Genomic DNA, 25,223 nt, shown 5'->3' with positions numbered 1-25,223 from the left:
CAAAACCGAACTGACTTGGAAGTGATTCGCCATACTCCTGAGCGACTGCAGCCGGCGGCATTTCGAGAATTCCGTAAACACGTAGGCCGCGGCAGAGGATTTCCGCGGCCGCTTGCCTCGGGTTTATCGCTTCTTGCCCCCAATACCCGGCACGGACGCGACTTGCGTCATCCACGACGCGATCTGGCCTTCGTCGATGTCGTCCGTTGATTCGAGCTCCACACCTCGCGTCGATTTGCCCATCCCCACCGGTGTGATTGGCGGTACCGGATCGAGCGCAATGCCATTCACAAACATGAGCTTCACATGGCCGGCAAAGGCTCCACAGCTGAAGCACCATCCGTCGCCGACGCCGTAGTACGACATGCCCCACTTCACGGAGCGCCGGAGCTCGGGCAGCGTCCTGGCCGCCAGCGCATCGACCGCATCGGCGATGCCGCGCTGCGGCGGCGGCAGGGTGGCAATGTATGCGAAGACCGGCTTGTCGCCGACCGCCGCCTTCGCGGGCTTGCCCTGCCGGTCATGGCTTCCGGCAGCGTGGTGGCGATGTCGGCTTGCGCCGCAGTGCGCGGTGCCGGTTTTCGGACTTTCCTCCTACCGATCTCCCTGCTGGTCATGGACAGCATGATTCCTTGCGCCGCACAAGAAGGTGCTGGCAATTCGACCGCAGCGACCGAATGCGAGAATTGGGATTCGGCGGCCAGGCTATCGAAGGTTCGAGGCACTTCACCGTGTTGGTGCACGCGCATTGTCCCGCTGTGGTGGCCCTCCCCCGCTTCGCACTCCGCGCCGGCAAGACGTGTCCGACCCGCCGCGGCGAAGCGCGCGGCGGTTTCGACCAGCTGTGAGTGCATCGCGAGCACTCTTCTCGTTGCCACCTCATAGCGGTGTCGACAGCATTGTTGTGCTTCTCCGGGACATCAACCGATCGGATGCCGAAAGCAGCCGTGAAGGCCCCTTCTGTGTTCAATGCCCTGCTCGTTCTCACGACCATGAAATCCATAGCGGACGCCGCGTACCGGAAGCCTTGGGATGAGGTCCAGCATGCCGGCGGGATCGAGACCCCTACAGCTAGGTTGTCATCCTTCGACCAGGAATGGCTTCCCCCGGGTGAAGTTGCCCAAGGCGGCCGCTTGGAGTTCCAACCGGAAGGCTTCAAGACCCCAGTCAGCGCTGTGAAGGTCTCGGCAACACAGTGTCCATTCGGGGTCTACCTTACGGACATCCCCCCTGTATGGTCCACTGCATTTTGTGTCGGTGGGAAGTGGGCGGTTAGATGAGAGTTATGGCTATGGCATGGGACTTCAGGGCAAGCGATTCATCTGACGCGCACTGGATGGCGGAATTGCGGGCCGAAGCCATGCGGCCCGATCTCGAACGACTTGATCGTTACGACCCGGTACGTGTTCGTAAGCGCTTCCTCGATGCCTTCGTTCCCGCACACACGCGCGTCATAGTGGCCGCCGGCCACGACGTTGGGCTTGTGGCACTCCGCCCTGAGCCTGAAGCAGTGTGGATTGAACACTTCTATCTCGCCCCGCAGTGTCAGGGACAGGGTATCGGCCGCGAAGTCCTCACCCGAGTCATGGCGGAAGGCGATCTCTCAAAACCCTTCCTCCTAAACGTCCTCCAAGGCAGCCGGGCCCGCCGCCTGTACGAGCGCCACGGATTCATTCTGGATCACGAGGATCCTGTGGACGTCTACCTCAGAGCCTGGCCACTAGCGACCGCCCGATAGTCCTTTCTCAATCGGGTCGGCCATGCGTCGGGCGGCCCCACGATTTGATGCCGGTTTTTGCATTCCGATGCCCCACCTTCGAATGGACATCCCGGCTCTTAGCTGTCGAAGCTTGAGAGCTTAATCGTCATTTCGCGCGCAGGACGAAGAAGATAAAGCTCAAGAACGATTCCCTGTCCTTGAACTGTGGCGGGATGATTTCCTCGGGCGCGTCGGGCGAGTACGGAGGTTCGCTGACTACCTCGATCTGGAATCCGGCTTTGGTAAACGCATCCGTCATGGCGTGCAATGGCCGGTGCCAGTATGTCAGGGTACCCGGCTGGCCATTGAAGGTATGTTCATCCGAGTACTTCGTGGGCTTGAAGTAGTCAGTGCCGGGGTTTGTCCAGGGGTAGAGGATCGGATGGTTTACGGACATGATGAGTCTGCCACCGGGCCGCAGCACGCGCCGTATCTCTGTCAGAGGCTGCGCCCAGTCTTCCAAGTAGTGGAAGACCAACGATGCAACTGCATCGTCAAACGCGTCGTCGGCAAACGGGAGGGGCTGGCCAAGGTCGGCCACGAGCAATTCTGCCTGCGCGCCCAGTCTCTTCCTGGCCAAACCGATCATCGCTTCGCTGGAGTCGAATCCTGTAACTTCTGTACCACGATCGACAAGCGCTTCCGATAGGGGTCCGGAGCCGCAACCGGCGTCGAGAATCCGATGATTGCGGACATCACCCGCGAGCTTTAGCATCGCCGGCCGTTCGTAGAATGCGTTGACCAGACTGGTTTCGTTCTCGGCCGAGTACGCTTCGGCGAAGGTGTCGTAATTGGTGTCCTGAGACATGAATTGTTTCCTCCGTATGCCAGAAAGGGAGCAGGTATTTTCATGAGACTAGCAGTCATAGATCCTTGTCACAGGCAGAAATCGATACTTTCACCCGAAATATGCCCTACTGGATGACTTCACGTGAAGACCTGAAAACTCTTCTCACGCAGAACGCTCCCCTAACGCCCCCTCTTCCCCTGGTCGTGAATGATCTCAGGGGGTACCCGGCCGAGCCCTTGCTCGCTAGGCTTTGCCCATGGACGGGAGCGAGACATGAACCAACGGACCTACCCACAGGGCGTGCCGTGTTGGATCGACACCGAACAGCCCGACGTCGAGGCGGCCATTGAGTTCTACGGCGGACTCTTCGGCTGGACGTTCGAGGATGCCATGCCGCCGGGTACGCCGGGCCGGTACCTGATAGCCAAGCTCGACGGCAAGGATGTCGGCGGGATGGCCGGCACCCGGAATGATGCGGCGACGTGGAACACCTACATTGCCGTCGAGGACGCCGACGCCTCCGCGCGGCGACTGGTGTCCGCCGGTGCCACAATGCAATCGTCTCCCGCCGATGCGGGAGAGGGCGGCCGCGGTGCTGTGCTGACCGATCCGGAGGGCGCAGAGTTCCGCATCTGGCAGGCCAAGCGGCGTCCGGGGTCACAGGTGGCCAACCTTCCCGGGGCCTGGAACTTCAGCGACCTCCACACCGCCGACCCCGGAGCGGCGATGTCATTCTACGGGGACACGTTCGGCTGGAAGTTCGACGACCTCGGCTTCTCGCTGCTCATCCGCAGACCCGGCTACGGGGACCATCTTGAGGCGACAACCGATCCCGGTATCAGGGCGCGGCAAGCCGGGGTGGCCACGCCCTCCGGCTTCGAGGATGCGATCGCCTGGATCGCGGACGCGCCCCCCCACGAACCGGCCCACTGGCACGTCTCATTCACCGTGGCAGACCGCGACCAGACGGCGGCTGACGCCGAGCGACTCGGTGCCCGCGTCCTGGGCCAGAGCGACACCTATTGGACGCGCACGGCCTTGATCCGAGACCCACAGGGAGCGGAGTTCACCGCCAGCCAGTTCACGCCCCCATCTGCCTGAGCCGATTCCGCATCGCACGGTCAAGGTTGGGAGAAAGGGATTAGACTTCGGCGCATGGACTTCACATGGGACGACTCACAACGTGCGTTCACCGACGCCGCGGAATGGTTTGTACGCACCTCCGCACTTGTCGGTGAACGGTGGGACCAGCCAGGTCTGGGTGGGTGGGACATTCGTGCCCTCGTCGGCCACACGAGCCGCGCACTTCTGACCGTCGAGACGTACCTTTCCCGCCCCGCCCTGGCCGCAGAGGTCGCCTCGGCCGCGGACTACTTCCGTGCGGCGAACGTCGCCGACTCATCGGTCGAGGCCCGCGGCCGCGACGCCGGGAGCGCTTTGGGCGCCGATCCCGGGGGCGCCGTGGCCGAGATCGCCGCACGCGTGATCCCCCTCATCGATGCCAGGGATGGGTCCGAATTGGTGACGACGATCGCGGGCGGCATGAGGCTTCGGGACTATCTGCCCACGCGCACGTTCGAGCTGGCCATCCACACGGCGGACCTTGCCAGGGCACTCGAATTACCGGAGTACGTCCCGGACACGGCCGCGGCGCAGGCTCTCGGCATAGTGGTCGACCTTGCCGTTGACGGAGGGCACGCCTCCCCGCTCCTGCTCGCCGCCACCGGCCGACCGGGTCTTCCGCCGGGCTTCACGGTTCTTTGACACGCGGCGTCAGCCCGGGCCGTTCCATTGTGACCGAGGTAAGTGGCGACGATCGTGGATGCGACCTACCCGGCCATGCGCCCGGCCGCTTTCGGTCTGGCCTACCTAATGGCCCGGTTTGCGGGCGATGATCGTGTAGGTGCAAGGCACAAGATCACGCTCGGCTTCCGGCCACGCGAAACCGTCCGGTACTTCGACCATGCGAGGGCTGAACTTCCACGGAAGCGTAGTGCCCTCGTCGAGACGAAGAATCTGTAGTCCCGCCCCGATGAGCGAGTTGAGGATTTCGGAGAGGGAATGGGCCCACTGGAACGTTCGGGGGTGAGCCACCTTGCCGTCTCCGGCGTAGGTGGATTCGTCATCCCAAACCTGCGCCTGCCCGTTGCCAAAGTAGGGGTAGCGAAGCTGCAGTCCGTCGGCATGCTCATCAATGGCGTAGAGGGAAGGATGCCCGTCACGCATGTAAAACGTCCCTCCGGCCCGCAGGAGCCCCGCGACTTGTGCTGCCCAACGGTCCAGATCGGGAAGCCACGTAATGGTTCCTATGCTGGTGTACACGAGGTCGAAGTCGCCATCCACGGCGGCACGGGCATCGAGAACATCGGTCTCCACCCACTTCACTTCGAGGCCCAGACGGTCAGCCAGCCCGGCGGCAGATTCCAGGGCGGATGGGGAGAAATCGACGCCGGTCACGCGTGCCCCTGCCCGGGCCAAGGACAGCGTGTCGGTGCCGATGTGGCACTGGAGATGGCACACATCCAAACCCGAGACCGTGCCGTCCCGAAGGAAGGGCGCGAGTGCAGCGATGTCGGTTCGGATGACGCCGGTCAGGTGGTCGGGATCGTCCAAGTCGCTGATCGCGTACGCCGCTTCGTGCAGGGGAACTCGGTCTTCCCAATTGTCTCGATTGCTCGCTCGAGCAGATTCCCAGTCGACTGAAACTCGATTGTCATCCATGCTCGTCGAGTCTATGCCCAAGTCAGGAGCCATCGCTTTCTGTGTCCATCCGATCAATTCAAGTCCGCTTTCGGGAGGCTCGGCGTTCAATGTCCGGACGTCGTCTACAGCAGGCCGTCGACATTGGACACCCGTCGATCCTCGCCGCGGATCGTGGTGCCGTAGCGGTCCCCGTTGGGGAGTTTCGCTGTGACCTTTTTCAGGGCCGGGTTATCGGCCTTGAGCTCCCTCGTAACACCCCATGCGACGTCGTACAGATCCAGGTATTCGCCGCGTTCCGGACCATGCAGGGTCCGGTTCATGTCTTGTTCGATTCCCACAATTAGTTCACCTTCGGCTCCGGGTGCAAAGGATTCGATGAAGTAGAAGGGGTACGTGATTGCGTCCGGGCATTCTACAGATTGGGATTCGAAGAACTCCGCCCCGAGCTCCTTGGCCCCGTCTTCGGCTTCGGTGTTCGATGCCGACACTGTCCATGCAACACAGCCTTTATCCCATGCTGCTTCGGGACAGCCCGCTTCCAGAGCCGACTACTTCACTTCCTCCACGCTTTTGACCTTCACGGCTTTCAGCGGCGCGGGCTTGCTCGGAGCGATGGCCGGAACGGGTTTGACCTCCTCAGGTGGTGCATCTGGGGAGCCGTTGCAGCCGGCTAACCCAAGTGTGCCGACCAGCAAGGACGCGGTGAGCGCAATTTTCTTCATGCGGTTCCTACCTTTGATGGGTTTACTACTGAGCCTATGCCGACAGGCGGACGAGTGGCCAGTTACGACATAGGCCACGGCGATAACGCAGACTGTCCGACGTCTGCCATGGATGTGGAACTTCCCTGCACGCGCGGCGGGATGGAGAGGCCCGCACTGCTGCCATGGGGTTTAGGCGCGAGCGGTGCAACCATTGCTTCAGCGTCATCTTTGTCCCGTCCGATCAAGGTTCCCTCTCTTGATACTTGAATGGGCCCGGTGCCGCTCTTAAAGGTGGTGCAGGTTGAACAGGTAGAGCGTTCTGGCCGCGCGCCAAAGCGAGGCCTGATTGATGGGGTGCCCATGTCCAGTGCCGAATTTGGCTGCAAAATCCCACTCCGTCCGGGCAGTTGCAGCCGAAACGTGCAGTCGGCGTAAGGTAGCCGCATGATCCTTCCCGCTGTTCGAGACCCTCGGCTCGTGAGCATCCGCCGTGGCGGGACGCTCACCGAAACCGACCACCGGCTTCTGGCTGTATGGGCGGCTCTATGCGCCGAACACGTGCTGTCCTTGTTTGAGGAATCAAATAGCGAGGACACTCGACCCCGTGACGCAATTGAAGCGGCACGGGCATGGGCTCGCGGCCAGGCAAGGATGATGGATACCCGTGCGATCGGCGGGCACGCCATGGGAGCCGCACGCCTTCTGCACGGTGCCGCGCGCTTTGCGGCGTACGCCGCCGGCCAAGCAGCCTGCGTTGCCCACGTTCCAGAGCACGACCTTGGCGCCGCCGCCTACGCCATCAAGGCGGCTCGGGCCGCAGCACCCAGCGGAAAGGAAAAGGAGGCGGGCCGGGCCGAGCGGGACTGGCAGCGCCAGCAGCTTCCTGACAGTCTCTACAGCCTCGTTCTCGAAGACCAAGCCCGCCGCAACAAGATCTGCTGGGCTGTATTCGGCGACTGAAACCTCGGACCAATGACTTAGCACGGCATAAGTTCCCGAATCGGGATGGCTGGAATGCCGGACTACATCATTTCGGCGCGAAGCCTGCGTCTTGGGATGGATGACACCGGCTCAACATGTCGACCGGCTACACCACGTGCCGGTAGAGTGCCCAATGGTGCGACCTGGTCGCCTGAAAACGAACGAACCCCGGGGGGGACCTTGAAAGCACTCTGCCACGCGTGTAGCAAAGACGGTCTCCACGCTCCCCCGGGCGACGCATGCCGACGCTCACCAAACTCCAAATCCGGCACGTTTCTGATGCTCGCCGCACTCAGCATGGTGCTGGGCGCCTGCGGCGTCCAGCCTTCACCTGAGGTCGCGGCCCCGCGCCCGATCGAACCAAGCGCTGTTTCCACGCCCCCGGCGGCCGTCAACACGCGGTTGCAGTACATGAACGACCGAAGATTCTGGGACATCATTGACCGCTCCCTGGCAGCGTCGGGCGGAAGCACAGAGCGCCAAGCGGCCGAGCTGGAGGAAATACTTGCGGCCATGCCGCCGGCCCAGATCGCTTCCTTCAAGGCCACCTTCGTCTCGAAAAACCTCGAGCTCTACACGTGGGATTTGTGGGGCGCGGCATACGTAGTCCTCGGCGGCGGTTGCTCCGACGACTGTTTCGAGTACTTCCGCAACTGGGTGGTCGGCCAGGGACGCGACTACTTCAAGGCCCTTCAGCGGGATACACAGGTGTTGGCCGACGGCAGGTTGGTCAGCGACGAACAAATCGGCGAGGCGGAGTTGCTTGCCTACGCCGGCGAAGACGCGTACCTGCGAAGCAGCAGCGGCCGGGACCTGTACGAGGATTACCCAGACAGCCCCTCGACGATTGCGGACGGAGAACCCTCGGGGAAGGCATGGGACGAGGAAGAAGTGGAGAGCCTCTATCCTGGCCTTACGCCACTTTCTGCGGATTAGGCAGGAGGAATGTAGAGCTGACTCGGTGGCGCCTGAGCAGTTGATGAGTTGGCTCAGCCTCCCGAGACAATAAACGGGCTGTCCACCACCCGATGAGCCGGCGACCGGACAGCGTCGGACCAGTTCCCTGATTCCTCCGTCTCGGCTTCCTCGCTCGTTGCTTTCATGGTTATGCATCCGTTAACGAAGTAGGCGTCCCGTGTACCTTCCCTCGCTGGTGAGCCGCGGATGAACAGAGCATTCCCGCCAGACGCGAGGTCGTAGGGATCGCTCAATACTGACGGTTGAATCTCGCCGGCATTGGTTGGTCCTTCGGTGGAGTGCGACACCCCAAACAATAAACTACGAAGGATTCTGCGTCAGGAATCCGCCCGGGATCGCCACCACCACAGCAAGATTCGATTTACAGCTCGTTGGCCCTTGGTTGAGCAATACTTGCGCTGAACTGACCTCCCAGCAGTCCTAGTTCCCCGCAAAGTTGGGAAAATCTCGATGCGGAATTCCACAATTGATTGGCATCCCTCCAAACAGCAGGATTCTACTTGTCTGCAGACCGACCCGGTGGTCCGATTGATGTGTAAGCCCCACCTTGACAGGTGGATTAGTCCTCGCCAGGCACTACACGATTCCGCTCCACGACGTTAGCAATTCCGTTGCTGATATCGGTGAGCGCGACCGCCACGCAGCGCGAGGTCACTATGGCGGTTCATGGATCGTCAAACTTTTTCCTGCAACCGATTGAAGGAGTACTCCCATGGGACTCGGAGACAAGATCAGCAACAAAGCCAAAGAAGCCACCGGCAAGGCGAAGGAAAAGATCGGTGATGCCACCGACAATGAGCGTTTACAGGCCGAAGGTGCCGCGGATCAGGCCGTGGCGAAAGCCAAGCAAGCCGCCGAGCATCTCAAGGACGCGGCCAAAGATGTCACTGGTCGTTAGATGAACGTTTATCGGCATCGCGGGCCGATGCAGGGAAGTGGACCCCACCGTCATAGTGGGGTCCGCGTCCCTGCATCGGATGCAACATACATTTGCGACTCCATCTCTTCGGCCTACTGCAAAACGGGCCAGCTTGATTACCAGCAAATTCGCCACATTTGTCACGGAAATCATCGGAGAGGACTCCCGTTGCCCCCTGCGCTTTCGGAACTAGCGCATCGGCACTTTGGCTGCATACCGGTCACACCAGCGGGCAATGCACGTTCCCATGAAACGGATTCATAGCGGTTTTACCAACACTGCGTGCGCACTATTTTCCAAACCCAGCCCCATTGCCGAGGTCACTCTTGAACGTCGACAACGCAACACCCAGCATGAAAATGTGTGCGTCGATGTCACACAAGTACCTGCCAACTATCCAGGTGATTTGGAGTTCTCGCAGGACGGTAATGAAAAGCAACAACGAAGAGAACGGAAGTAAACAAAATGCGCGGAAGCAGCCTTGTATGGACAATCGTGGGTGTTCTTCTGGCCGTAGCACTGGTGATCTGGATCGCTTCGGCAATATAGGACGTCTTCTTCGAATGGTTTCGAAAGGTCCTAGCCAAAGCTGGAGTGGGTACTTCAGGAATGGCTCGGATTACAAGGACTCCCTGTATTCCGAGCCATTCTGCCCCAACGGGAGTTGATGATGACTATCGCTTCATAGGCAGCGTATACACGATCACCATTTACGCGTCTGGAGTCACCATCGCGTAAATTGCCAAGCCCACAAGGCTTTCCAAATGACACCATGGGTATGGTGACTAGTCGCCATACCGGGGCATCGAGGGCGTCTTCTGCACGGCCGAGAGTACCGGAGCCGCGGAAACCACAGTGATCGACTGCCATAAGCACGTCGGCAATCCCAAGGTTGAAATGCGCGTTCCTTCGAACAAGCGGTTCCAGGACAATCGATTTCTTGCACACCTCAGTTCGCATTTACGCAGCTGCGGTGCAGTGAAAGAATCCCAGGCCCCAGAAAGTGGCTTGCAGATCACGCCTTCATGCCTGTGTCGACGCCATGTAGTTCACCGGGCGGAATCACCGGTCTTATCTAGCGCGAGCCGTCGTCAGAGGATCACAGCTCCGCAAGGGGGGTATCCAGCATCCAGGCCAAGGAAGTTCCATCGACTCGCCCTTCGCGCATTCCCTTTAGATGTGCACTAAATAGGTCGAATGGAATCCGCGGGGAACGATAGGCTCGTGCCCTGTCATGGCTCAAGCAGTCGGGATCTTGCCAAACCAAAAGCTGCAAAGTTCCCTCATCGGCGTGAACCCATGCCGGGCCCCTGGGTATGCCAAGACCATCCAGCCTTCTCATTAGGGCCTTGGCCGAAACTCCCGATTCCCAAAGGAATTCGGCAAGTTCTCGCGGAGTCTGCCGGTTCCAGTCGATACTGCGCAACCGTGGCGCTGGCATCAATAGGGCCAGCGCAAAGTCGTTTGACCAATTGTCCGGATGCTGACTTCGAAGGCCAATGGCCAAGTGGCCACCGCTTAGCAACTCTCCAAGTTCACGAGCCAGCACCAAATTTGCTTGGTACCAGGCACCGGTAGCTCGCACCACGATGTAGGTCAGACCTCTGACACGCATGGCACGGGCATCGAAATCCGGCCCTTCGGCCGAGACGAAAACACCAATGCCATAACTTTCTTCAATGGCTGCGGGAAGATCGTGAATGAATGGACGATCCAGATTCCTGCCAAGGTTTTCGGCGACGAGCCCTGCCGCCGATTCTGGCGTCGTATCGGGATCAAGCAGCGGCACCGAACCAGTGTCAAGGCCGACCTCCCGATATGCTCCGGCAGGAAAAGCGACCGTCTCCGCGATTTGGTCTCGACGCCACGGAAGAGGATCCTTCGATTCGTCAACGAAGCTGTCGGGACGTGGATCGCCCGTTATTAACCAGCCAAGGGAAACCTCGAAAACATTGGCAAGCCGGGCAAGTTCACTCGCGCTGAAATTCCGTTGGCCATTGAGTGAACGACTTAGGGCGTCGGTGCTCATGCCGGTCTCTCGCGCAACCGTCGACTGATTCAACCCGCGCGGACTCGAATGCATCGCATCATGCACACGTAACCGGATCTCATCCAAAGGGTCCTCATCTTCCATGTGTGTAGACGTTTCCCACATCCAAGGCTGTCTTTTCCAGCTTCCGCCAATCGTTGCATCTTAAGCAATGCCTATTTGCAGGCCGCCTGCCAGGCAAGCACATGGACTAAGATCTGGATCACGATTTGCACGACGGAAACTAGGCTGTTTCAACCGTTCCTTCTCGGCATCTTCCCAACGGACACCAAACTGATGCACCGTTTTCCCCGCCCCCTCCCCTGGCAAGCGGTGCTACATCCCCCGCTTGGAGGGATCGCGGGTACTGTATGACGGTGGTCGGTACCGTCGGACCCTGCAGGCAGTTTCGATCTCCGCAACTCGGACTCCAGATCCCTGGATGCTCTTCCGAGCGGATTCTTCTTGCGAACGCCCCAAGGAGGTCAAAACCCTGTGGCGGCGGTTCTCCCTTTCCGCGGCCGAGGTCGTCTGTCGATTTCCCGAGAATACGTGACGTCATGACCAGAAGCATGTCAACAATACTTTGCCAGCGCGCAACATAGTGGCGTGTTTGCGACAATTTCGCCCGACAACATTGTCAAGCGCTCGTTTCATGTTTGAATAATCTGGTGGATCAGTTACAGAGAATCTCCGGCCCGAACGAAAACCTCTCCCGCGACGAAGCGGCATGGCGCGCGCGAACCCTCGATGTGCGCTCCTACGAGGTCAAACTTGACCTATCGGAGGCCCGTGACGCCTCCGTGACCGGTTACCGGTCCACCACCACGCTGGTGTTCACGGCCAAGGGCACGACCGAAACCTTCGTCGACTTCATCCACGAATCCATCGGTTCCATCACGCTCAACGGCGCGGCCATCGACCCCGCCTCCGCGGTGACCGGCTCCCGGATCTACCTCGAAAACCTGCTCCAGGGCGAGGACTCCCCCAACATGCTTGTCGTCGACGGCATGGCCCACTACTCGCGCAGCGGCGAGGGCCTGCACCGCTATGTCGACCCGGCCGATGGCCAAACTTACTGCTACACGCAGTTCGAGCCCTCCGACGCCCGCCGCGTCTACGCCAACTTCGAGCAGCCCGACCTGAAGGCGCCATTCACCTTCACGGTGCGCGCGCCCCAAGAATGGCACGTAGCCTCCAACCAGTCGGCCTCCGGCATGGAGGATCACGGCGACGGCACCGCAACCACGCACTTCGCACCGACCCTGCCGATCTCCACCTACATCACCGCGGTGCTCGCCGGCCCGTACTTCGTGGCAACCGACAGCTACTCGCGCACGCTGGACGACGGCAGCGAACTGGTCATCCCGCTGAACGCCACCTGCCGCGCCTCGATCGCCGAGCACTTCGACGCGCAGAACATCCTGGATCTCACCAAGACCGGACTCGACTTCTTCCACGAGCTCTTCGACTACCCCTACCCGTGGGGCAAGTACGACTCGGCGTTCGTGCCCGAATACAACCTCGGCGCCATGGAAAACCCGGGCCTGGTCACCTTCACCGAGGGCTACGTCTTTACCTCGCGCGCCACCGAGGGCCAGCACGAGACCCGTGCGAACACCATCATGCACGAGATGGCCCACATGTGGTTCGGCGACCTGGTCACCATGAGCTGGTGGGACGACCTCTGGCTCAAGGAGTCCTTCGCCGACTACATCGGCACCCTGGCCAACGACGAGGCCACCGAGTTCACAACCGCCTGGATCACCTTCGCCAACCGCCGCAAGGGCTGGGCCTACGTCGCGGACCAGCTGCCCACCACGCACCCGATCGTCGCCGACATCACGGACCTGGAGGCCGCCAAGCAGAACTTCGACGGCATCACCTACGCCAAGGGCGCCTCGGTGCTCAAGCAGCTCGCCGCCTACGTCGGCGCAGACGCGTTCCGCGACGCCTCGCGCAGGTACTTCCGAGCCCACGAATTCTCCAACACCTCGCTGCAGGACTTCCTCGCGGTCCTGGAGGACGCCTCGGGGCGCAACATGGATTCCTGGGCCGACGCCTGGCTCAAGACGGCGGGCGTCCCGGTGCTGGGCATCGAACTCACCGAATCCGAGGGCCTGGTCACCGCGGCACGGCTCACCCAGTCGGGCATCGACCCGCTGACCGGAAACCCGATCCTCCACCCGCACGTGCTGAACGTCGGGCTCTTCGACCTGGTGCACGGCGAGCTGACCCGCACCGCCAGCCACGCGGTGGAACTCACCGGAACCGGGGTCGACCTGGACTTCCTTGCCGGCGAACAGCGCCCGGACCTCATCCTGCCCAACGACGGCGATGCCACCTACGCCATGGTCGCGTTCGACGACCGCTCCCTGGCAACGCTCCTGGGCCACCTGGGCACCCTCGGGGATCCGCTGGCCCGCGCCAGCTGCTGGGCCGCTCTGTGGAACATGGTCCGCGATGCCAAGCTTGCGGCCACGGATTTCCTGGCCGCGGTGCGCACCCACGCCGAATCGGTCGCCGAGGTCTCGGTCTTCGCCTTCCTGCTTGAACAGGCCAACACCGCAATCGGCCAGTACCTGCCGCCGGAAATGCGGACCGGTGAACGCCAGGCACTGGCGGACGCGATTGTCGCCTGGCTGGACCGGGCAACGCCGGGCAGCGACGCGCAGATCGCCATGGCCCGCGCGCTGGCCAAGCTGGCCCGCGGCAACGTGGCCGCCGACGTCGTGGATTCGCTGCTGGCCGGCGAACAGCGCTGGGATTCCCTGGTCGTCGACGAGGACCTGCGTTGGGCCCTGTGGCAGGCGAAGGCCGCCACCGGGCTCCTCGACGAGGCCGCGCTTGCCGCGATGGAAGCCGACGCGGCGGCGCATCCGTCCGCCGTGGCAACCTCCGGCCGGCTGCTCGCGCTGGCCGCACGCCCCGACGCCGCCGTGAAGGCCGCGGCTTTCCGCGCCGCACTCTCCGGCCGCGACGCAAACGGCGCGGTCCTGTCCAACGAGGCGATCAGCGCGACCGCGGCGGGCTTCCAGCTCGGCAGCCACGAACTGCTCGATGCACACTACGTCGCCTACTGGCCGTCCCTCGAGGACATCTGGGGCGCGCTGACCATGGGCCTGGCCACGCGCGTCATCCGCGGGCTCTTCCCCGCCTCGCAGGACCTTGGCGATGCGGAGGTCCACCCCGTGGTGGTGGAGGTCGACGCCTGGCTCAAGGAACACCTGGACGCCCCGCGTGCGCTGCGCCGGATCCTGCTGGAAGAGCGCGACTCGCTGGTGCGATCGCTGGCGGGCCAACGTCTCTGCGTGGGCCACGCCCTGCACGAACTGGGCGCCGCGCGCTAGATACGACGTCTAGACGCAGCTTCTAGAAAATGGCACCGTGGGTCGGGGGTGGCGGGATTCGTTCCGCCACCCCCGACCCAGTATTGTCCCGGCAAGCGCATGGGGCCGGCGGACTCAGGAAATGCAGAACTCGTTGCCCTCGGGGTCGGCCAGGGTGTACCAGGTGAAGGGTCCCTGGTTCCCCGCGTACAGGAAGCTGGCCCCGCGCGCGACCAGATCGTCGCGCAGCACGTCCTTGTCGGTGCCGGGGTGCAGGTCCAGGTGCATGCGGTTCTTCACGGTCTTGGGTTCGGGCACCCGTTGGAAGACCATGCGCTGCCGCGGCAGCTTACCCACTTGGTCGGCCGGGCAGATCCCGGCGCCGATCCGCCAGACCAGCTCCCCGTGGAAGTCCATGGTGTCGGCCTCGGCGGCGTGGCCTTCGTCGACCATTTTCCTGATGAAGCCCGGCTCGATCGGCTCGACCGTCCAGCCGAGCGTCTGCGCCCACCAAGCGGCCTGCGTGTGCGGATCGGTGCAATCGAGGGTGACCTGTATCGATAAATCCATGGGCCCACGCTATTGCGCCACCGGCGGGGATTCAAGGTATGGGTACCTACGATGCGACGGGAGGCCGACCGGCGGGCCAGACTACGACGTTGTCCCGCATCCCGCTCCCTCTCGTGGTGACGGCATCACCGGTGCACGCTCGTACCGCCTCGAGTTCGACCAGCTGAAAGGGCTCCTGCATGACTGCGACACTCTGGGAGCTCCCCAATCACGGCCGGTTGGGTACCTGCCCACGGCCACTTATTGAACAGGAGGCGGGTCCTGCCTAAAGTCGTGACATGAACTGCATTTCGTCCACGCGCAACGTGGGTGTCGACGTGCCTCGGGGATGAAAGTTGGACGCGGGGAGGTGCCATGGCCGCCAGCAAGTACGTGGAGGCGTATCTCCAGCTGAGTAGGGCGGTGCACGAAGCGGGGCTGATACGTCGCCGCTACGGGTTCTACTGGGCCATGATCATCGGTTGGGTGCTGACCTTGGCAGGATTGTCGGTGGCCGTGGTCCTGCTGGGCGAAACCTGGTACCAGATCGTCATTGCCGTGCTGATGGGGGTGGCGATGGCGCAACTTGGCTTTCTGGCGCACGAGGCCGCACACCGGGAGGTCTTTGCCTCGCGGGCCTGGAATGAGTGGACGGCGCGAATACTCTCCGGATTGTTGATGGGCCTCAGCTACGGCTGGTGGATGGCCAAGCACAACAGCCACCACGCCCATCCGAACCATGAAGGCGAGGACCCGGATGTCGACTCCACCGTGCTGGTCTTTACTCCCGACGCCAGCGACCGGCGGACCGGCCTTGGCGCCAGGCTGGCCAGGCACCAAGGGATGTACTTCATTCCACTGCTATGCCTCGAAGGGCTGCACCTCCACATCGTCTCGTTGAGGACGCTCCTTGCCGCGCCGGGCGTGGTTCACCGGTTCAGTGAGATCGCGCTGATCGCCGTTCGGCACGCCGCATACCTGACGCTTCTTTGCGCCGTGCTGCCTGCGGGAATGGTCCTCGCATTTGTCGGCGTCCAGGTCGCCGTCTTCGGGCTCATGCTGGGTGGCGTGTTTGCACTGAATCACATCGGGATGCCCACCGTACCGTCCGGAGTACATATTGATTTTCTGCGCCGGCAGGTCAACCTGTCCCGAAACATCAAAGACGGCCCGCTGGTGCGATTCCTCATGGGCGGCCTGCAATACCAGATCGAGCACCATCTTTTCCCGGTGGCTCCACGGCCCAGCCTGCCGGCAATGCAGAAGCTCGTCCGCGAGTACTGCTCCCGATACGACATTCCGTACACCGAAAAGACCCTGCGCGACGCCTCCGCCACGGTGGTGGCATACCTGAACCAGGTCGGGGCGAAGAACCGGGACCCGTATGCCTGTCCACTGGTGCAGCGATACCGCGGGTGACAAAGCAACCGATGACGACACCAAACCATGATTGGGTCCACAGGACATCGAGAGAGGAACCCGCCCCATGAAAGTCACCGTACACGGTGCCATGTGCGTAGCCTCCGGCAACTGCGGTTTCGTTGCTCCCAAGGTTTTCCGGAACCGAGAGGAAAACGGTGGATTTGTGGAACTCCTGGCCCCGAACCCGCCGCAGACCGAATGGGACGCCACCCGGGAGGCAGAGATTCTATGCCCATCAGGGACGATCCAAATCGAGGAACACCCGATTCCGCCTCGGTAACCAGGCGACGTGCCGGACTGGATCCCGATGCGCTCGACATGCCGCGTAGCGATGATGTTCGGCGGGATTTCGTTGGTGCCCTCGCCGGCGACTATCGGCCGGGCTCCACCACGGTGTGCTAAAGGCACTGGGGCGTCATCGCGTACGCGGTAGGCACTACCGGTCTCGGTGCCCGCGGGCTTATGCTGTGGTCGTCCAGACCCATCCAGCATGACCGATCGAGCCCCGCAATGAGCAAGCTACGCGTCCACAATTTCTGCATCTCACTCGACGGCTTCGGGGCAGGTCCCCGGCAGGACCTCGAGCACCCCATCGGAGTGGGCGGCCACGCCCTGCACGGATGGATCTTCGACACCTCCTACGGCCGGTCGATGATCGGGAAAAGCAGCGGCAGCGCCGGACTGGACGACGGGATGCTGCGCGACGGCGACGAAAACATCGGGGCGACGATCATGGGCCGGAACATGTTCGGCCCCATCCGCGGCCCCTGGGATTCCGACGACGCGGCGCGCGCGTGGCGGGGCTGGTGGGGCGAGACTCCCCCGTACCACCACGACGTTTTCGTGCTGACCCACCACGCCAGGGAACCGCTGGCCATGGACGGCGGCACCACGTTCCACTTCGTGACCGACGGACCGCTGGCCGCGCTCGAACGTGCCAGGGAGGCGGCGGCCGGGGCGGACATCCGGTTGGGCGGGGGCGTCGGCACCGTCCGGGACTACATCGAGCGCGGCCTCGTCGACACCCTGCACCTGGCGGTCGTCCCCGTGCTCCTGGGCTCGGGGGAACGCCTCTTCGAGAACGACTGGCGCGCAGCCGGCTACCAGTGCACGGAGTTCGAGGCCAGCGACGAGGTCATCCACGTGCAGCTGGTGCGCCAACGCTAGTCCTGTTCATGGCAACGGCCGGCGCTCCCCAAGGGAATGATGGCCGTTGCCACGTGGCGCCCGAACCACCTCGGACTGGAACCGTTTGGCCGGGGAGTCAGGCCCCCGCGGGCACCGGCGCCGGGGGCACCGCCTTCTTGGACGGGCGGTTGGCGAAGCGCTGCTGCAGCATGACGGCCCCGACGATGATCGCGCCCTTGGCAATGGCCTGCACCGAGGTGGACATGTCGTTCTGCGTGAACACGTTGCTCAGCGTCGAGAAGATCAGTACGCCCAGCACGGTGCCCATGATGCTGCCGCGTCCGCCCGCCAGCAAGGTCCCACCGACCACGACGGCGGCGATCGCGTCGAGTTCGTAGAGCCCGCCGTGGGTGGAGGTGCCGGCGGTGGTGCGCCCGAGCATCATGACCCCGGCGATGCCCGCGGTCAGCCCGGACAGCGCGTACAGGTACATGGTGTGGCGCTTGACGTTGATGCCCGCCAGGCGGGAGGCGTCGATGTTGCCGCCGATGGCCACGGTGCGGCGGCCAAAGGTGGTGCGGTTCAGCAGGAACCAACCGCCGGCCACCACCAGCGCAAAGATCCAGATCAGCACCGGGATGCCCAGCAGGTTGCCGGAAAACACCGCCTTGAACCCGTTGACGTTGACGATCTGGGTGGTGCGGTTGGCCAGCAACTCGGCCAGGCCCCGGGCACCCACCAGCATGGCCACCGTGGCAATAAACGCCACGACGCCGCCGTAGGCCACCACGATACCGTTGATGAACCCCGCCCCGACCCCCACCAGCAGCGCCAGCAGCACCATGACGATCCAGTGGGAGTCCTTCGCGAAGGCCTGCACCCAGGACAGCGTGGCCACCACGGTGGTCAGGCCCATGATCGAGCCGACAGACAGGTCGATGCCGCCGCCGGTGATCACGAAGGTCATGCCGATGCTGATCACGCCGATCACCGAGGCCAGGCGCAGGATCACCAGCAGGTTGCCCACGCTGACAAAGCGGTCACCCGCGGTGAGGAAACCAATGAGCACCAGGCCCAGCAGGGCAATGACCAGGCCGATGGAGCGCGTGGTCGCCCCTCCGGAAAGGCGGTTGACCAAGCTGCCGGGCTTCGTCGGACCTCCGGGGCCGCCGGCTGCCGCGGCCGCTGCGGAGGGGGGTGCGTCGACCGTGTCGACGGCGCTGTCGTTCTCGCTCATGCTGCGGATCCTTTCATGACCATGTCGAGCACCCCGTGCTCGTCGATGGCGTCTGCGGGTGAGGTATGGAGGACGCGGCCCCCTGCTATCACGAGCACCCGGTCGGAGAGACCGAGCACCTCGTCGATTTCGCTGGAGACCACCACGACGGCCGTTCCGTCGTCGGCAAGCTGGCGTACCAGGGCGTAGATTTCGGCTCGTGCACCGACGTCGACGCCGCGGGTCGGCTCGTCCAGCAGGAGCACCTTGGTGCCGTGGACCAGCCAGCGCGCCAGCAGGATCTTCTGTTGGTTGCCGCCGGAAAGCGTCCGCGTGACCCGGTCGGGGTCCGCGGGGCGCAGTTCCAGCGACTCGAGCTGCTCGCGGGCGACCGCCCGTTCCGCCTTCTCGTTGAGCCTTCCGCCTTTGGCCCAGCGGACGAAGCTGGCGAGCGTGACGTTGCGGTAGATGGGTTCCTCGAGAATCAGCCCCTGGCTCTTGCGTTCCTCGGGCGAGAGCCCCATGCCCGCCTCGACGGCGGAGCCGACCGAACCCGGCTTCACCGCGATCCCGGAAACCGTGACGGAGCCCCGGGAGGACTTCCGGGCCCCGTATATGGTCTCGAGGATTTCCGACCGTCCGGATCCCACCAGGCCGGCAAGGCCCACGATCTCCCCGGCGTGGACCTGCAGGTTGACGTCCTCGAAGACCCCCGGCAGGGCCAGGTCCCTCACGTCCAGGACAACGGGCGCCCCGTCCTCGAGCGGCGCAGCCACGGGGAACACGTTTGCCACTTCCCGGCCTGTCATCAGCTTGATCAGCTCGGCGGTGGGGGTGGCGTCGACCGGAAGGTTCGTGGCAACGGTGCGACCGTCCTTGAGCACCGTGATGCGGTCGCCGATCTGGTGGATCTCTTCAAGCCTGTGCGAAATGTAGATCACCGCGATGCCCGCCGCGCTGAGGTCTGCGACCACCCGGAACAGGTTCTTGACTTCGTCGCTGTCCAGGACTGCCGACGGTTCGTCCATGATGATCAGCTTGGTGTCGTGCGACAGCGCGCGGGCCATGCTGACGATCTGCTTGTTGGCCGCGGAGAGCGTGCCGACCTCGGCCGTGGCGGAAATGTTGCCGTGGCCAAGCCTGGCCATCAGCTCCCTGGCGCGCCTATTGGTGGTTCGTCTGTCGATGACGCCGCCCTTGGCATGTTCGTGTCCCAGAAAGATGTTCTCCGCGACGCTGAGCCCGTCGACAACGTCGAGCTCCTGGTACATCGTGGCGATGCCCATACCGAGGGCCGCCACCGGGGTGGCGATCGTGATCGGCTCGCCATGCCAGTGGATCGCCCCGCTGTCGGGCTGGTGCGTCCCGGAGAGCGTCTTGATGAGGGTGGACTTGCCCGCCCCATTCTGGCCGAGCACGCAGTGCACTTCCCCGGGCAGCACCTCGAGGTCCACGCTCTTGAGCGCCTGGACGCCGGAAAATCCCTTGGTGAGTGAGCGAACAGTCAGCAAAGGTTCGCTATTGACTACATTGGTCATGAAGGCAACATAACAGCAAAGTCTTCAATTTGCACCAGTTGTTTTTCAGAAAAATCCACGTAAACACGCACATTATGGTTTGTTTCTTCTGTCGAACTTTAGCAAAAATCTCCGCAATACTTTCCACCCGAAGTCCTAGCAAATTGAAATTCTGCCTGATATGTTGCTTCACACGTCAAAGTGGACACCGAGACCCTCTAGGTAGGTCTCAGCCGGATGAAGACCTCCGCCGCGGCGACTCGTAAGCACTTGCACGGAACACTTGCGTTTTATCAACTTGGAGGAAACACAATGCGCCAAACACGAACACGACGCCACCGGATGCTGCTCGCCTCGGGCGCGATGCTGGCCGTCGCAGGGATTCTCACCGCATGTACGCCCGGAGAGACGGACCCCGCCGGCGGCGGCACCAACACCGACGCCGGATCGCCGGCAAGTACGGAAGCGGCCAAGCCCGGCGAAAAGGTCACGATCGGATTCTCCGGTCCCGCAGCCGACCACGGCTGGATGGGCGCCATCAACAGCGCGGCACTCAAGTCCGCCAAGGGGTTCAGCGACGTTGAGCTCGTGGTTGCCGAGGGAACCAACGACGCCAGCCTGCAGATCAGCCAGATCGAAACCTTCATCAACAACAAGGTCGACGCCATCGTCATGCTGCCCACCGACGGCGCGGCGCTGACAGACGTGGCAGTCAAGGCCATGCAGGCCGGCATCCCGGTGGTCAACGTTGACCGCGAATTCAGCAGCACCTTTGCCGCCCGCACCACGGTCCTGGGCGACAACTACGGGATGGGCGTCAGCGCCGGCACCTACATCTGCAACGAGCTCGACGGCAAGAAGGATGCAGTCGTTGCGGAGATCGCCGGCATCGACAGCCTGCCGCTGACCCAGGACCGCAGCCGCGGCTTCAAGGAGGCCCTCGCCGACTGCGGGCTGACGGTCAACAACCGTGTTGCCGCCGACTTCACCGTTCAGGGCGGCGAGGCCGCAACCTCGCAGCTGCTCGCGTCGGCCCCAAAGCTGGATGCCGTGTGGAATCACGACGACGACCAGGGCATCGGCGTCCTGGCCGCGATCACCGCGGCAAACCGCAGCGAGTTCTTCATGGTCGGAGGCGCCGGTTCCAAGAACGCGATGGAATCGATCAAGGCCGGCGACAGCGTGCTGCGCGCAACCGTCATCTACCCGTCCACCCAGGCCGCCGACGGCATCGCCATGGCACGCTTGATTGCACTGGGCCTGCCCGCGACCGACTTCGTCACCCAGGGCGTGCCGAACCGCGTGGTGCTTGACGCCCCGGTTGTCACCAAGGAAAACGTCGACACCTACATCGGTGCCGCATTCGATTCCTGACCCGAACCGCGCGGTGCCCGCGATCCTGCGGGCACCGCACCATCCCCTCCCCCGTCATCTTCAAGAGAGGCTAGACATGACTGACAGCTCCCCCCGGCTCCGGGTGGCAATGATCGGCGCCGGATTCATGGGTGCCGCCCATTCGCAGGGCTGGCGTGTGGCTCCCCGGTTCTTTGAGCTTCATGCGCACCCGGAAATGGCCCTGCTGGTCGGCCGGAACCAGAACCGCACCGCGGCCGCCGCGCAAAAATGGGGCTGGGGAGAAATCTCGACAGACTGGCGGGAGGCGATCCAGCGGGACGACATCGACATCGTCGACATCGTGACCCCCGGGGATTCCCACGCGGAGATCGCCATCGCCGCACTCGCGGCCGGCAAACACGTCCTGTGCGAAAAGCCGCTGGCCAACACCGTGGAGGAAGCCAAGGCCATGGCAGTGGCCGCAGCTCGGGCCGCAGCTCGGGGAATCTACGCCATGGTGGGCTTCACCTACCGCCGCGTGCCCGCTGCCACGCTGGCCCGCGACCTGGTGGCCCAGGGCCGGCTGGGCGAGATCCGTCAGGTCCGCGCCAGCTACCTGCAGGACTGGCTCGTGGACGAGAACGGACCTCTGAGCTGGCGCCTGCAGAAGGACCGCGCGGGTTCCGGTGCGTTGGGAGACATCGGGGCCCACGCGGTGGATCTCGCCCAATACATCACAGGTTCCAGCCTGTCCTCGGTCAGCGGAACCTTGGAGACGATCGTCGCCGAACGCCCGGTCCTGGCCGAATCCAGCGGGCTCTCGGGCACCGCCGGGCTGGAGCGCGGCGCGGTGACCGTCGATGACCTGTCGCTGTTCACCGGCCGATTCGGCGCAGCGGGCACCGCCCGCGGCTTCCTCGGATCGTTCGAGGCCACCAGATTCAGCACAGGGCGCAAGAACGCCCTGCGCATCGAGGTCTCTGGCTCCAAGGGCGCTCTGGGCTTCGACCTCGAAAGGCTCAACGAACTCCAGTTCTTCGACGCCACGGCGGCGGGGCACACCCAGGGGTTCAGTACCATCCTTGTCACCGAACCCGGGCACCCCTATGTGGATGCCTGGTGGCCGGCCGGGCACATGCTGGGCTACGAGCATGGTTTTTCCCACCAGGCCCGGGACTTCATCCAGGCAATCGCCGCCGGAACCCAGCCGACACCGTCGTTCGCCGACGGACTGCAGGTCCAGCAGGTGCTTGACGCCGTCGAACGAAGCGCCACGGCAAACAGCGTGTGGACCCCCGTCAACAACTGACCCCGCCTGCACCATCCAAAGCAACACAACAAGCATCCAACACCACCAAGGAGACCGATATGACTCGCCCTATCACCTTGTTCACGGGCCAGTGGGCCGACCTGCCGCTGGAGGAAGTCGCCGCGCTCGCCTCCGGGTGGGGCTACGACGGCCTGGAAATCGCCTGCTGGGGAGACCACCTCGACCCCTGGCGCTGGGAAGACGACCAGTACGTGGCCGACAAGCTCGCCCTGCTCGCCGGGTACAACCTAAAGGTCTACGCGATCTCCAACCACCTCAAGGGCCAGGCAGTCTGCGACGACCCCATCGACCAACGCCACTGGGAGATCCTCTCTGACACGGTGTGGGGCGACGGGGACCCGGAGGGCGTGCGCCGCCGGGCTGCGGAGGAAATGAAGAACACGGCGCGCCTGGCGGCGAAGCTCGGCGTGGAGACCGTCATCGGATTCACCGGCTCCAGCATCTGGAAGTACGTGGCCATGTTCCCGCCGGTTTCCCAGGACGCCATCGACGCCGGCTACCAGGACTTCGCAGACCGCTGGAACCCCATCCTCGATGTGTTCGACGAGGTGGGCGTTCGCTTCGCCCACGAGGTGCACCCGAGCGAAATCGCTTACGACTACTGGACCACCAAGCGCACGCTGGAGGCCATCGGGCACCGCAAGGCGTTTTGCCTGAACTGGGATCCCAGCCACTTCATGTGGCAGCAGCTGGATCCGGTGGACTTCATCCTGGAGTTCGCAGACCGCATCATCCACGTCGATTGCAAGGACGTGAAGCTGCGCCTCGGCAATGGCCGCAACGGCGTGCTGGGTTCCCACCTGGCCTGGGCGGACCTGAACCGGGGCTGGGACTTCGTCTCCACGGGCCGCGGAGACGTTCCCTGGGAAGCAAGCTTCCGCGCGCTCAATTCGATCGGCTACGACGGGCCGATCTCCGTCGAGTGGGAGGACGCGGGCATGGACCGGCTGCTCGGCGCCCCCGAGGCGCTGGCCTTCGTAAAACGTAATGCCTTCGCCGCACCGGTGGCCGCGTTCGACTCGGCCTTCAAAGCGCAATAAAATTAGGCACCCTATGCCGTTAAGATTCTCCGCCGCGCCTGCACGTGTGAACGCTGCAGCCTTTGGCCCACACAGTGCAAGCGTTGTTCCAGGCAAGTCCAGAGAGGTGATCTGAGTGGTAGCTCCGGAATCCGCCGTCGTCGCCCCCGCGCGAACCGGCAGCAATTTCGACAACGTCCGTCGAAGCAACCTGGCCGCGGTGCTGGGCATGGCGCATGCACAACGCAGGGTATCCCGTGCCGAAATCACCCGTGCGACGGGCTTGAACCGTTCCACCGTGGGCGGCCTCGTGGCCGAGCTCGTGGAGCTCGGGCTCGTCGAGGAGCGCGAACCCGGGTCCACCCACCACGCGGGACGGCCCAGCCCCATCATCGTCCCGCGCGAAGACGTCGTTGCCATCGCGGTCAACCCCGAGGTCGACGCCGTGACCATCGGCCTGGTCTCGCTCTCCGGCAAGGTCCTCAAGCGGATCCGCTACGACACCGCCAGGGTCCCGACCCCCGAGGAGGTCGTCAACATCGTCGCCGCGGTTGTCGCGGGGATGGCCGGGGAATTGCAAAGTTCCTTCCGTACCGTCGGCGTCGGGTTGGCAGTTCCCGGACTGGTCCGCGAACAGGACGGCGTCGTGGTCCTGGCCCCGCACCTGGACTGGCACAACGTGCCGCTTGCCGGCATGCTCGGCACGGCACTGGGGCTCCCCGTGGCGGCGGCGAACGACGCCTCGACGGGGCTCATGGCTGAATCACTATTCGGGGCAGGCCGTGGAGTCCTCGAACACGTCTACCTCAACGGTGGTGCCAGCGGCATCGGCGGCGGCATCGCCGTCGAGGGCAGGATCCTCAAGGGCGCCAGCGGTTTCGCCGGCGAGTTCGGCCACGCCCTCGTCAATTCCGCGGGCAAGCTTTGCCACTGCGGCGCGCAAGGCTGTCTGGAAACGGAGGTGCGCCAGGAAGAGTTGCTGGAGGCCTTGGGACTGGGCAAGTCCGGGCTCGAGGAGCTGGACAGCGCGCTTCGTGCGCAGGTTTCCCGTCCGGAGGGCCCCGATACCGGAGTCCTCGAGGTGGTACACCGGCAGATGGATTTCCTCGCCGACGCACTGCGCGGGACCGTCAACATCTTCAACCCGGAACTCATCATTTTCGGCGGGTTCCTGGGCACCCTCTACTCTGCGGATCCGCACCGGATGGCCCAGTTGGTGCGGTCCCGGGCGCTGAAGGGTCCGAGCGAGGACGTCCGCTTCGCCAGGGCCGAGCTGGGCGCCGATCTCCTCCTGGTGGGTGCGGCCCAGCTGGCCTTCGCGCCGTTCCTGGCGGACCCGGCGAGCATCATCCTGGCCGGCGCGGGAGCATCTGCTTAGAAAAAGTCCGTCCAAGTTCCTGATCGGCAAGGCTGTCGCTGGCAGCTGGTCCCGCGGCGCTTCGCCGACCGTGTTTCCCGCCGCCGCATGGCATTCCGCGCGACGGCCGGCGCCGTGGTGAGGGTTGCGGATTCTCC

Annotated in this window: 23 protein-coding genes; 14 read left to right on the top strand and 9 right to left on the bottom strand. The window is 63.5% G+C overall.

Annotated elements, in window-relative coordinates; translation table 11 throughout:
* Window positions 1–123 precede the first annotated feature (123 nt).
* Window positions 124–399 (bottom strand): DUF1801 domain-containing protein, encoded by a 276-nt coding sequence (locus ACFY5D_RS01320; protein WP_387527520.1) that lies wholly within the window; start codon window positions 397–399, stop codon window positions 124–126.
* An 892-nt stretch (window positions 400–1,291) separates the two neighbouring features.
* On the opposite strand from ACFY5D_RS01320, the gene ACFY5D_RS01315 reads away from it, so the two are divergent.
* Window positions 1,292–1,738, top strand: a complete 447-nt coding sequence (locus ACFY5D_RS01315; RefSeq protein ID WP_387523947.1) for a GNAT family N-acetyltransferase — start codon at window positions 1,292–1,294, stop codon at window positions 1,736–1,738.
* A gap of 127 nt (window positions 1,739–1,865) precedes the next feature.
* Here the strand turns inward: ACFY5D_RS01315 and ACFY5D_RS01310 are convergent, their stop codons facing one another.
* Entirely contained in the window at window positions 1,866–2,567 is a 702-nt protein-coding gene (locus tag ACFY5D_RS01310; RefSeq protein ID WP_387523944.1) for a class I SAM-dependent methyltransferase, read from the bottom strand.
* Window positions 2,568–2,822: 255 nt separating this feature from the next.
* Here ACFY5D_RS01310 and ACFY5D_RS01305 point away from each other — a divergent pair, with 255 nt between their 5' ends.
* Complete coding sequence (locus ACFY5D_RS01305; protein WP_387523941.1) at window positions 2,823–3,650, top strand: VOC family protein; 828 nt, start codon at window positions 2,823–2,825, stop codon at window positions 3,648–3,650.
* 54 nt (window positions 3,651–3,704) lie between these two features.
* Window positions 3,705–4,313, top strand: a complete 609-nt coding sequence (locus tag ACFY5D_RS01300) for a maleylpyruvate isomerase N-terminal domain-containing protein (RefSeq protein ID WP_387523938.1) — start codon at window positions 3,705–3,707, stop codon at window positions 4,311–4,313.
* Between the two features lie 105 nt (window positions 4,314–4,418).
* Here the strand turns inward: ACFY5D_RS01300 and ACFY5D_RS01295 are convergent, their stop codons facing one another.
* From ACFY5D_RS01295 to ACFY5D_RS01285, 3 genes are all read right to left on the bottom strand, one after another.
* Window positions 4,419–5,270: a class I SAM-dependent methyltransferase gene (locus ACFY5D_RS01295; RefSeq protein ID WP_387523935.1), complete on the bottom strand. Its 852-nt coding sequence runs from the start codon at window positions 5,268–5,270 to the stop codon at window positions 4,419–4,421.
* Between the two features lie 104 nt (window positions 5,271–5,374).
* Window positions 5,375–5,740: a hypothetical protein gene (locus ACFY5D_RS01290; protein WP_387523932.1), complete on the bottom strand. Its 366-nt coding sequence runs from the start codon at window positions 5,738–5,740 to the stop codon at window positions 5,375–5,377.
* Window positions 5,741–5,800: 60 nt separating this feature from the next.
* Window positions 5,801–5,974 carry a hypothetical protein gene (locus ACFY5D_RS01285; protein WP_387523929.1) on the bottom strand — a complete coding sequence of 58 codons (174 nt, stop codon included), beginning with the start codon at window positions 5,972–5,974 and terminating at the stop codon, window positions 5,801–5,803.
* A gap of 426 nt (window positions 5,975–6,400) precedes the next feature.
* On the opposite strand from ACFY5D_RS01285, the gene ACFY5D_RS01280 reads away from it, so the two are divergent.
* From ACFY5D_RS01280 to ACFY5D_RS01270, 3 genes are all read left to right on the top strand, one after another.
* Window positions 6,401–6,916 carry a putative immunity protein gene (locus tag ACFY5D_RS01280; protein ID WP_387523926.1) on the top strand — a complete coding sequence of 172 codons (516 nt, stop codon included), beginning with the start codon at window positions 6,401–6,403 and terminating at the stop codon, window positions 6,914–6,916.
* Between the two features lie 300 nt (window positions 6,917–7,216).
* Complete coding sequence (locus ACFY5D_RS01275) at window positions 7,217–7,873, top strand: DUF4240 domain-containing protein (RefSeq protein ID WP_387523923.1); 657 nt, start codon at window positions 7,217–7,219, stop codon at window positions 7,871–7,873.
* A gap of 754 nt (window positions 7,874–8,627) precedes the next feature.
* The gene (locus ACFY5D_RS01270; RefSeq protein ID WP_387523921.1) at window positions 8,628–8,813 is read left to right on the top strand and encodes a CsbD family protein; all 186 of its coding nucleotides are present in this window, start codon (window positions 8,628–8,630) and stop codon (window positions 8,811–8,813) included.
* Window positions 8,814–9,933: 1,120 nt separating this feature from the next.
* Here ACFY5D_RS01270 and ACFY5D_RS01265 read toward each other — a convergent pair.
* Window positions 9,934–10,968: a helix-turn-helix domain-containing protein gene (locus tag ACFY5D_RS01265; RefSeq protein ID WP_387523918.1), complete on the bottom strand. Its 1,035-nt coding sequence runs from the start codon at window positions 10,966–10,968 to the stop codon at window positions 9,934–9,936.
* Window positions 10,969–11,534: 566 nt separating this feature from the next.
* On the opposite strand from ACFY5D_RS01265, the gene pepN reads away from it, so the two are divergent.
* The gene (gene pepN, locus ACFY5D_RS01260; protein WP_387523915.1) at window positions 11,535–14,213 is read left to right on the top strand and encodes an aminopeptidase N; all 2,679 of its coding nucleotides are present in this window, start codon (window positions 11,535–11,537) and stop codon (window positions 14,211–14,213) included.
* A 114-nt stretch (window positions 14,214–14,327) separates the two neighbouring features.
* Here pepN and ACFY5D_RS01255 read toward each other — a convergent pair whose 3' ends face one another.
* Window positions 14,328–14,762 (bottom strand): VOC family protein, encoded by a 435-nt coding sequence (locus tag ACFY5D_RS01255; RefSeq protein WP_387523912.1) that lies wholly within the window; start codon window positions 14,760–14,762, stop codon window positions 14,328–14,330.
* Between the two features lie 354 nt (window positions 14,763–15,116).
* Here ACFY5D_RS01255 and ACFY5D_RS01250 point away from each other — a divergent pair, with 354 nt between their 5' ends.
* The 3 genes from ACFY5D_RS01250 to ACFY5D_RS01240 all read left to right on the top strand — a co-directional run bounded on the left by ACFY5D_RS01250 (window position 15,117) and on the right by ACFY5D_RS01240 (window position 17,330).
* The gene (locus ACFY5D_RS01250; RefSeq protein ID WP_387523909.1) at window positions 15,117–16,160 is read left to right on the top strand and encodes a fatty acid desaturase family protein; all 1,044 of its coding nucleotides are present in this window, start codon (window positions 15,117–15,119) and stop codon (window positions 16,158–16,160) included.
* Between the two features lie 67 nt (window positions 16,161–16,227).
* Window positions 16,228–16,443 (top strand): ferredoxin, encoded by a 216-nt coding sequence (locus tag ACFY5D_RS01245; protein ID WP_387523906.1) that lies wholly within the window; start codon window positions 16,228–16,230, stop codon window positions 16,441–16,443.
* Window positions 16,444–16,673: 230 nt separating this feature from the next.
* Window positions 16,674–17,330 (top strand): dihydrofolate reductase family protein, encoded by a 657-nt coding sequence (locus tag ACFY5D_RS01240; RefSeq protein ID WP_387523903.1) that lies wholly within the window; start codon window positions 16,674–16,676, stop codon window positions 17,328–17,330.
* A gap of 97 nt (window positions 17,331–17,427) precedes the next feature.
* On the opposite strand, the gene ACFY5D_RS01235 is transcribed toward ACFY5D_RS01240, so the two are convergent.
* Window positions 17,428–18,528, bottom strand: a complete 1,101-nt coding sequence (locus ACFY5D_RS01235) for an ABC transporter permease (protein ID WP_387523900.1) — start codon at window positions 18,526–18,528, stop codon at window positions 17,428–17,430.
* Window positions 18,525–20,045 carry a sugar ABC transporter ATP-binding protein gene (locus ACFY5D_RS01230; RefSeq protein WP_387523897.1) on the bottom strand — a complete coding sequence of 507 codons (1,521 nt, stop codon included), beginning with the start codon at window positions 20,043–20,045 and terminating at the stop codon, window positions 18,525–18,527. Before ACFY5D_RS01230 ends, ACFY5D_RS01235 begins: the two co-directional genes overlap by 4 nt.
* Before the next feature lie 291 nt (window positions 20,046–20,336).
* On the opposite strand from ACFY5D_RS01230, the gene ACFY5D_RS01225 reads away from it, so the two are divergent.
* From ACFY5D_RS01225 to ACFY5D_RS01210, 4 genes are all read left to right on the top strand, one after another.
* Window positions 20,337–21,398, top strand: a complete 1,062-nt coding sequence (locus ACFY5D_RS01225; RefSeq protein ID WP_387523894.1) for a substrate-binding domain-containing protein — start codon at window positions 20,337–20,339, stop codon at window positions 21,396–21,398.
* A 76-nt stretch (window positions 21,399–21,474) separates the two neighbouring features.
* Window positions 21,475–22,668, top strand: coding sequence for a Gfo/Idh/MocA family protein (locus ACFY5D_RS01220; protein WP_387523891.1), 1,194 nt, complete (start codon window positions 21,475–21,477; stop codon window positions 22,666–22,668).
* Between the two features lie 59 nt (window positions 22,669–22,727).
* On the top strand, window positions 22,728–23,729 hold the full coding sequence (locus ACFY5D_RS01215; RefSeq protein ID WP_387523888.1) for a sugar phosphate isomerase/epimerase family protein: 1,002 nt from the start codon (window positions 22,728–22,730) through the stop codon (window positions 23,727–23,729).
* A 115-nt stretch (window positions 23,730–23,844) separates the two neighbouring features.
* Window positions 23,845–25,086 carry an ROK family protein gene (locus tag ACFY5D_RS01210; protein ID WP_387523885.1) on the top strand — a complete coding sequence of 414 codons (1,242 nt, stop codon included), beginning with the start codon at window positions 23,845–23,847 and terminating at the stop codon, window positions 25,084–25,086.
* Window positions 25,087–25,223 lie beyond the last annotated feature (137 nt).

The organism is Paeniglutamicibacter sp. NPDC012692 (genome assembly GCF_042901625.1).
Classification (GTDB): Bacteria; Actinomycetota; Actinomycetes; order Actinomycetales; family Micrococcaceae; genus Paeniglutamicibacter.
The sequence above is the reverse complement of the archived record's forward strand: the minus strand, read 5'-3'. Positions and strand labels throughout refer to the sequence as shown.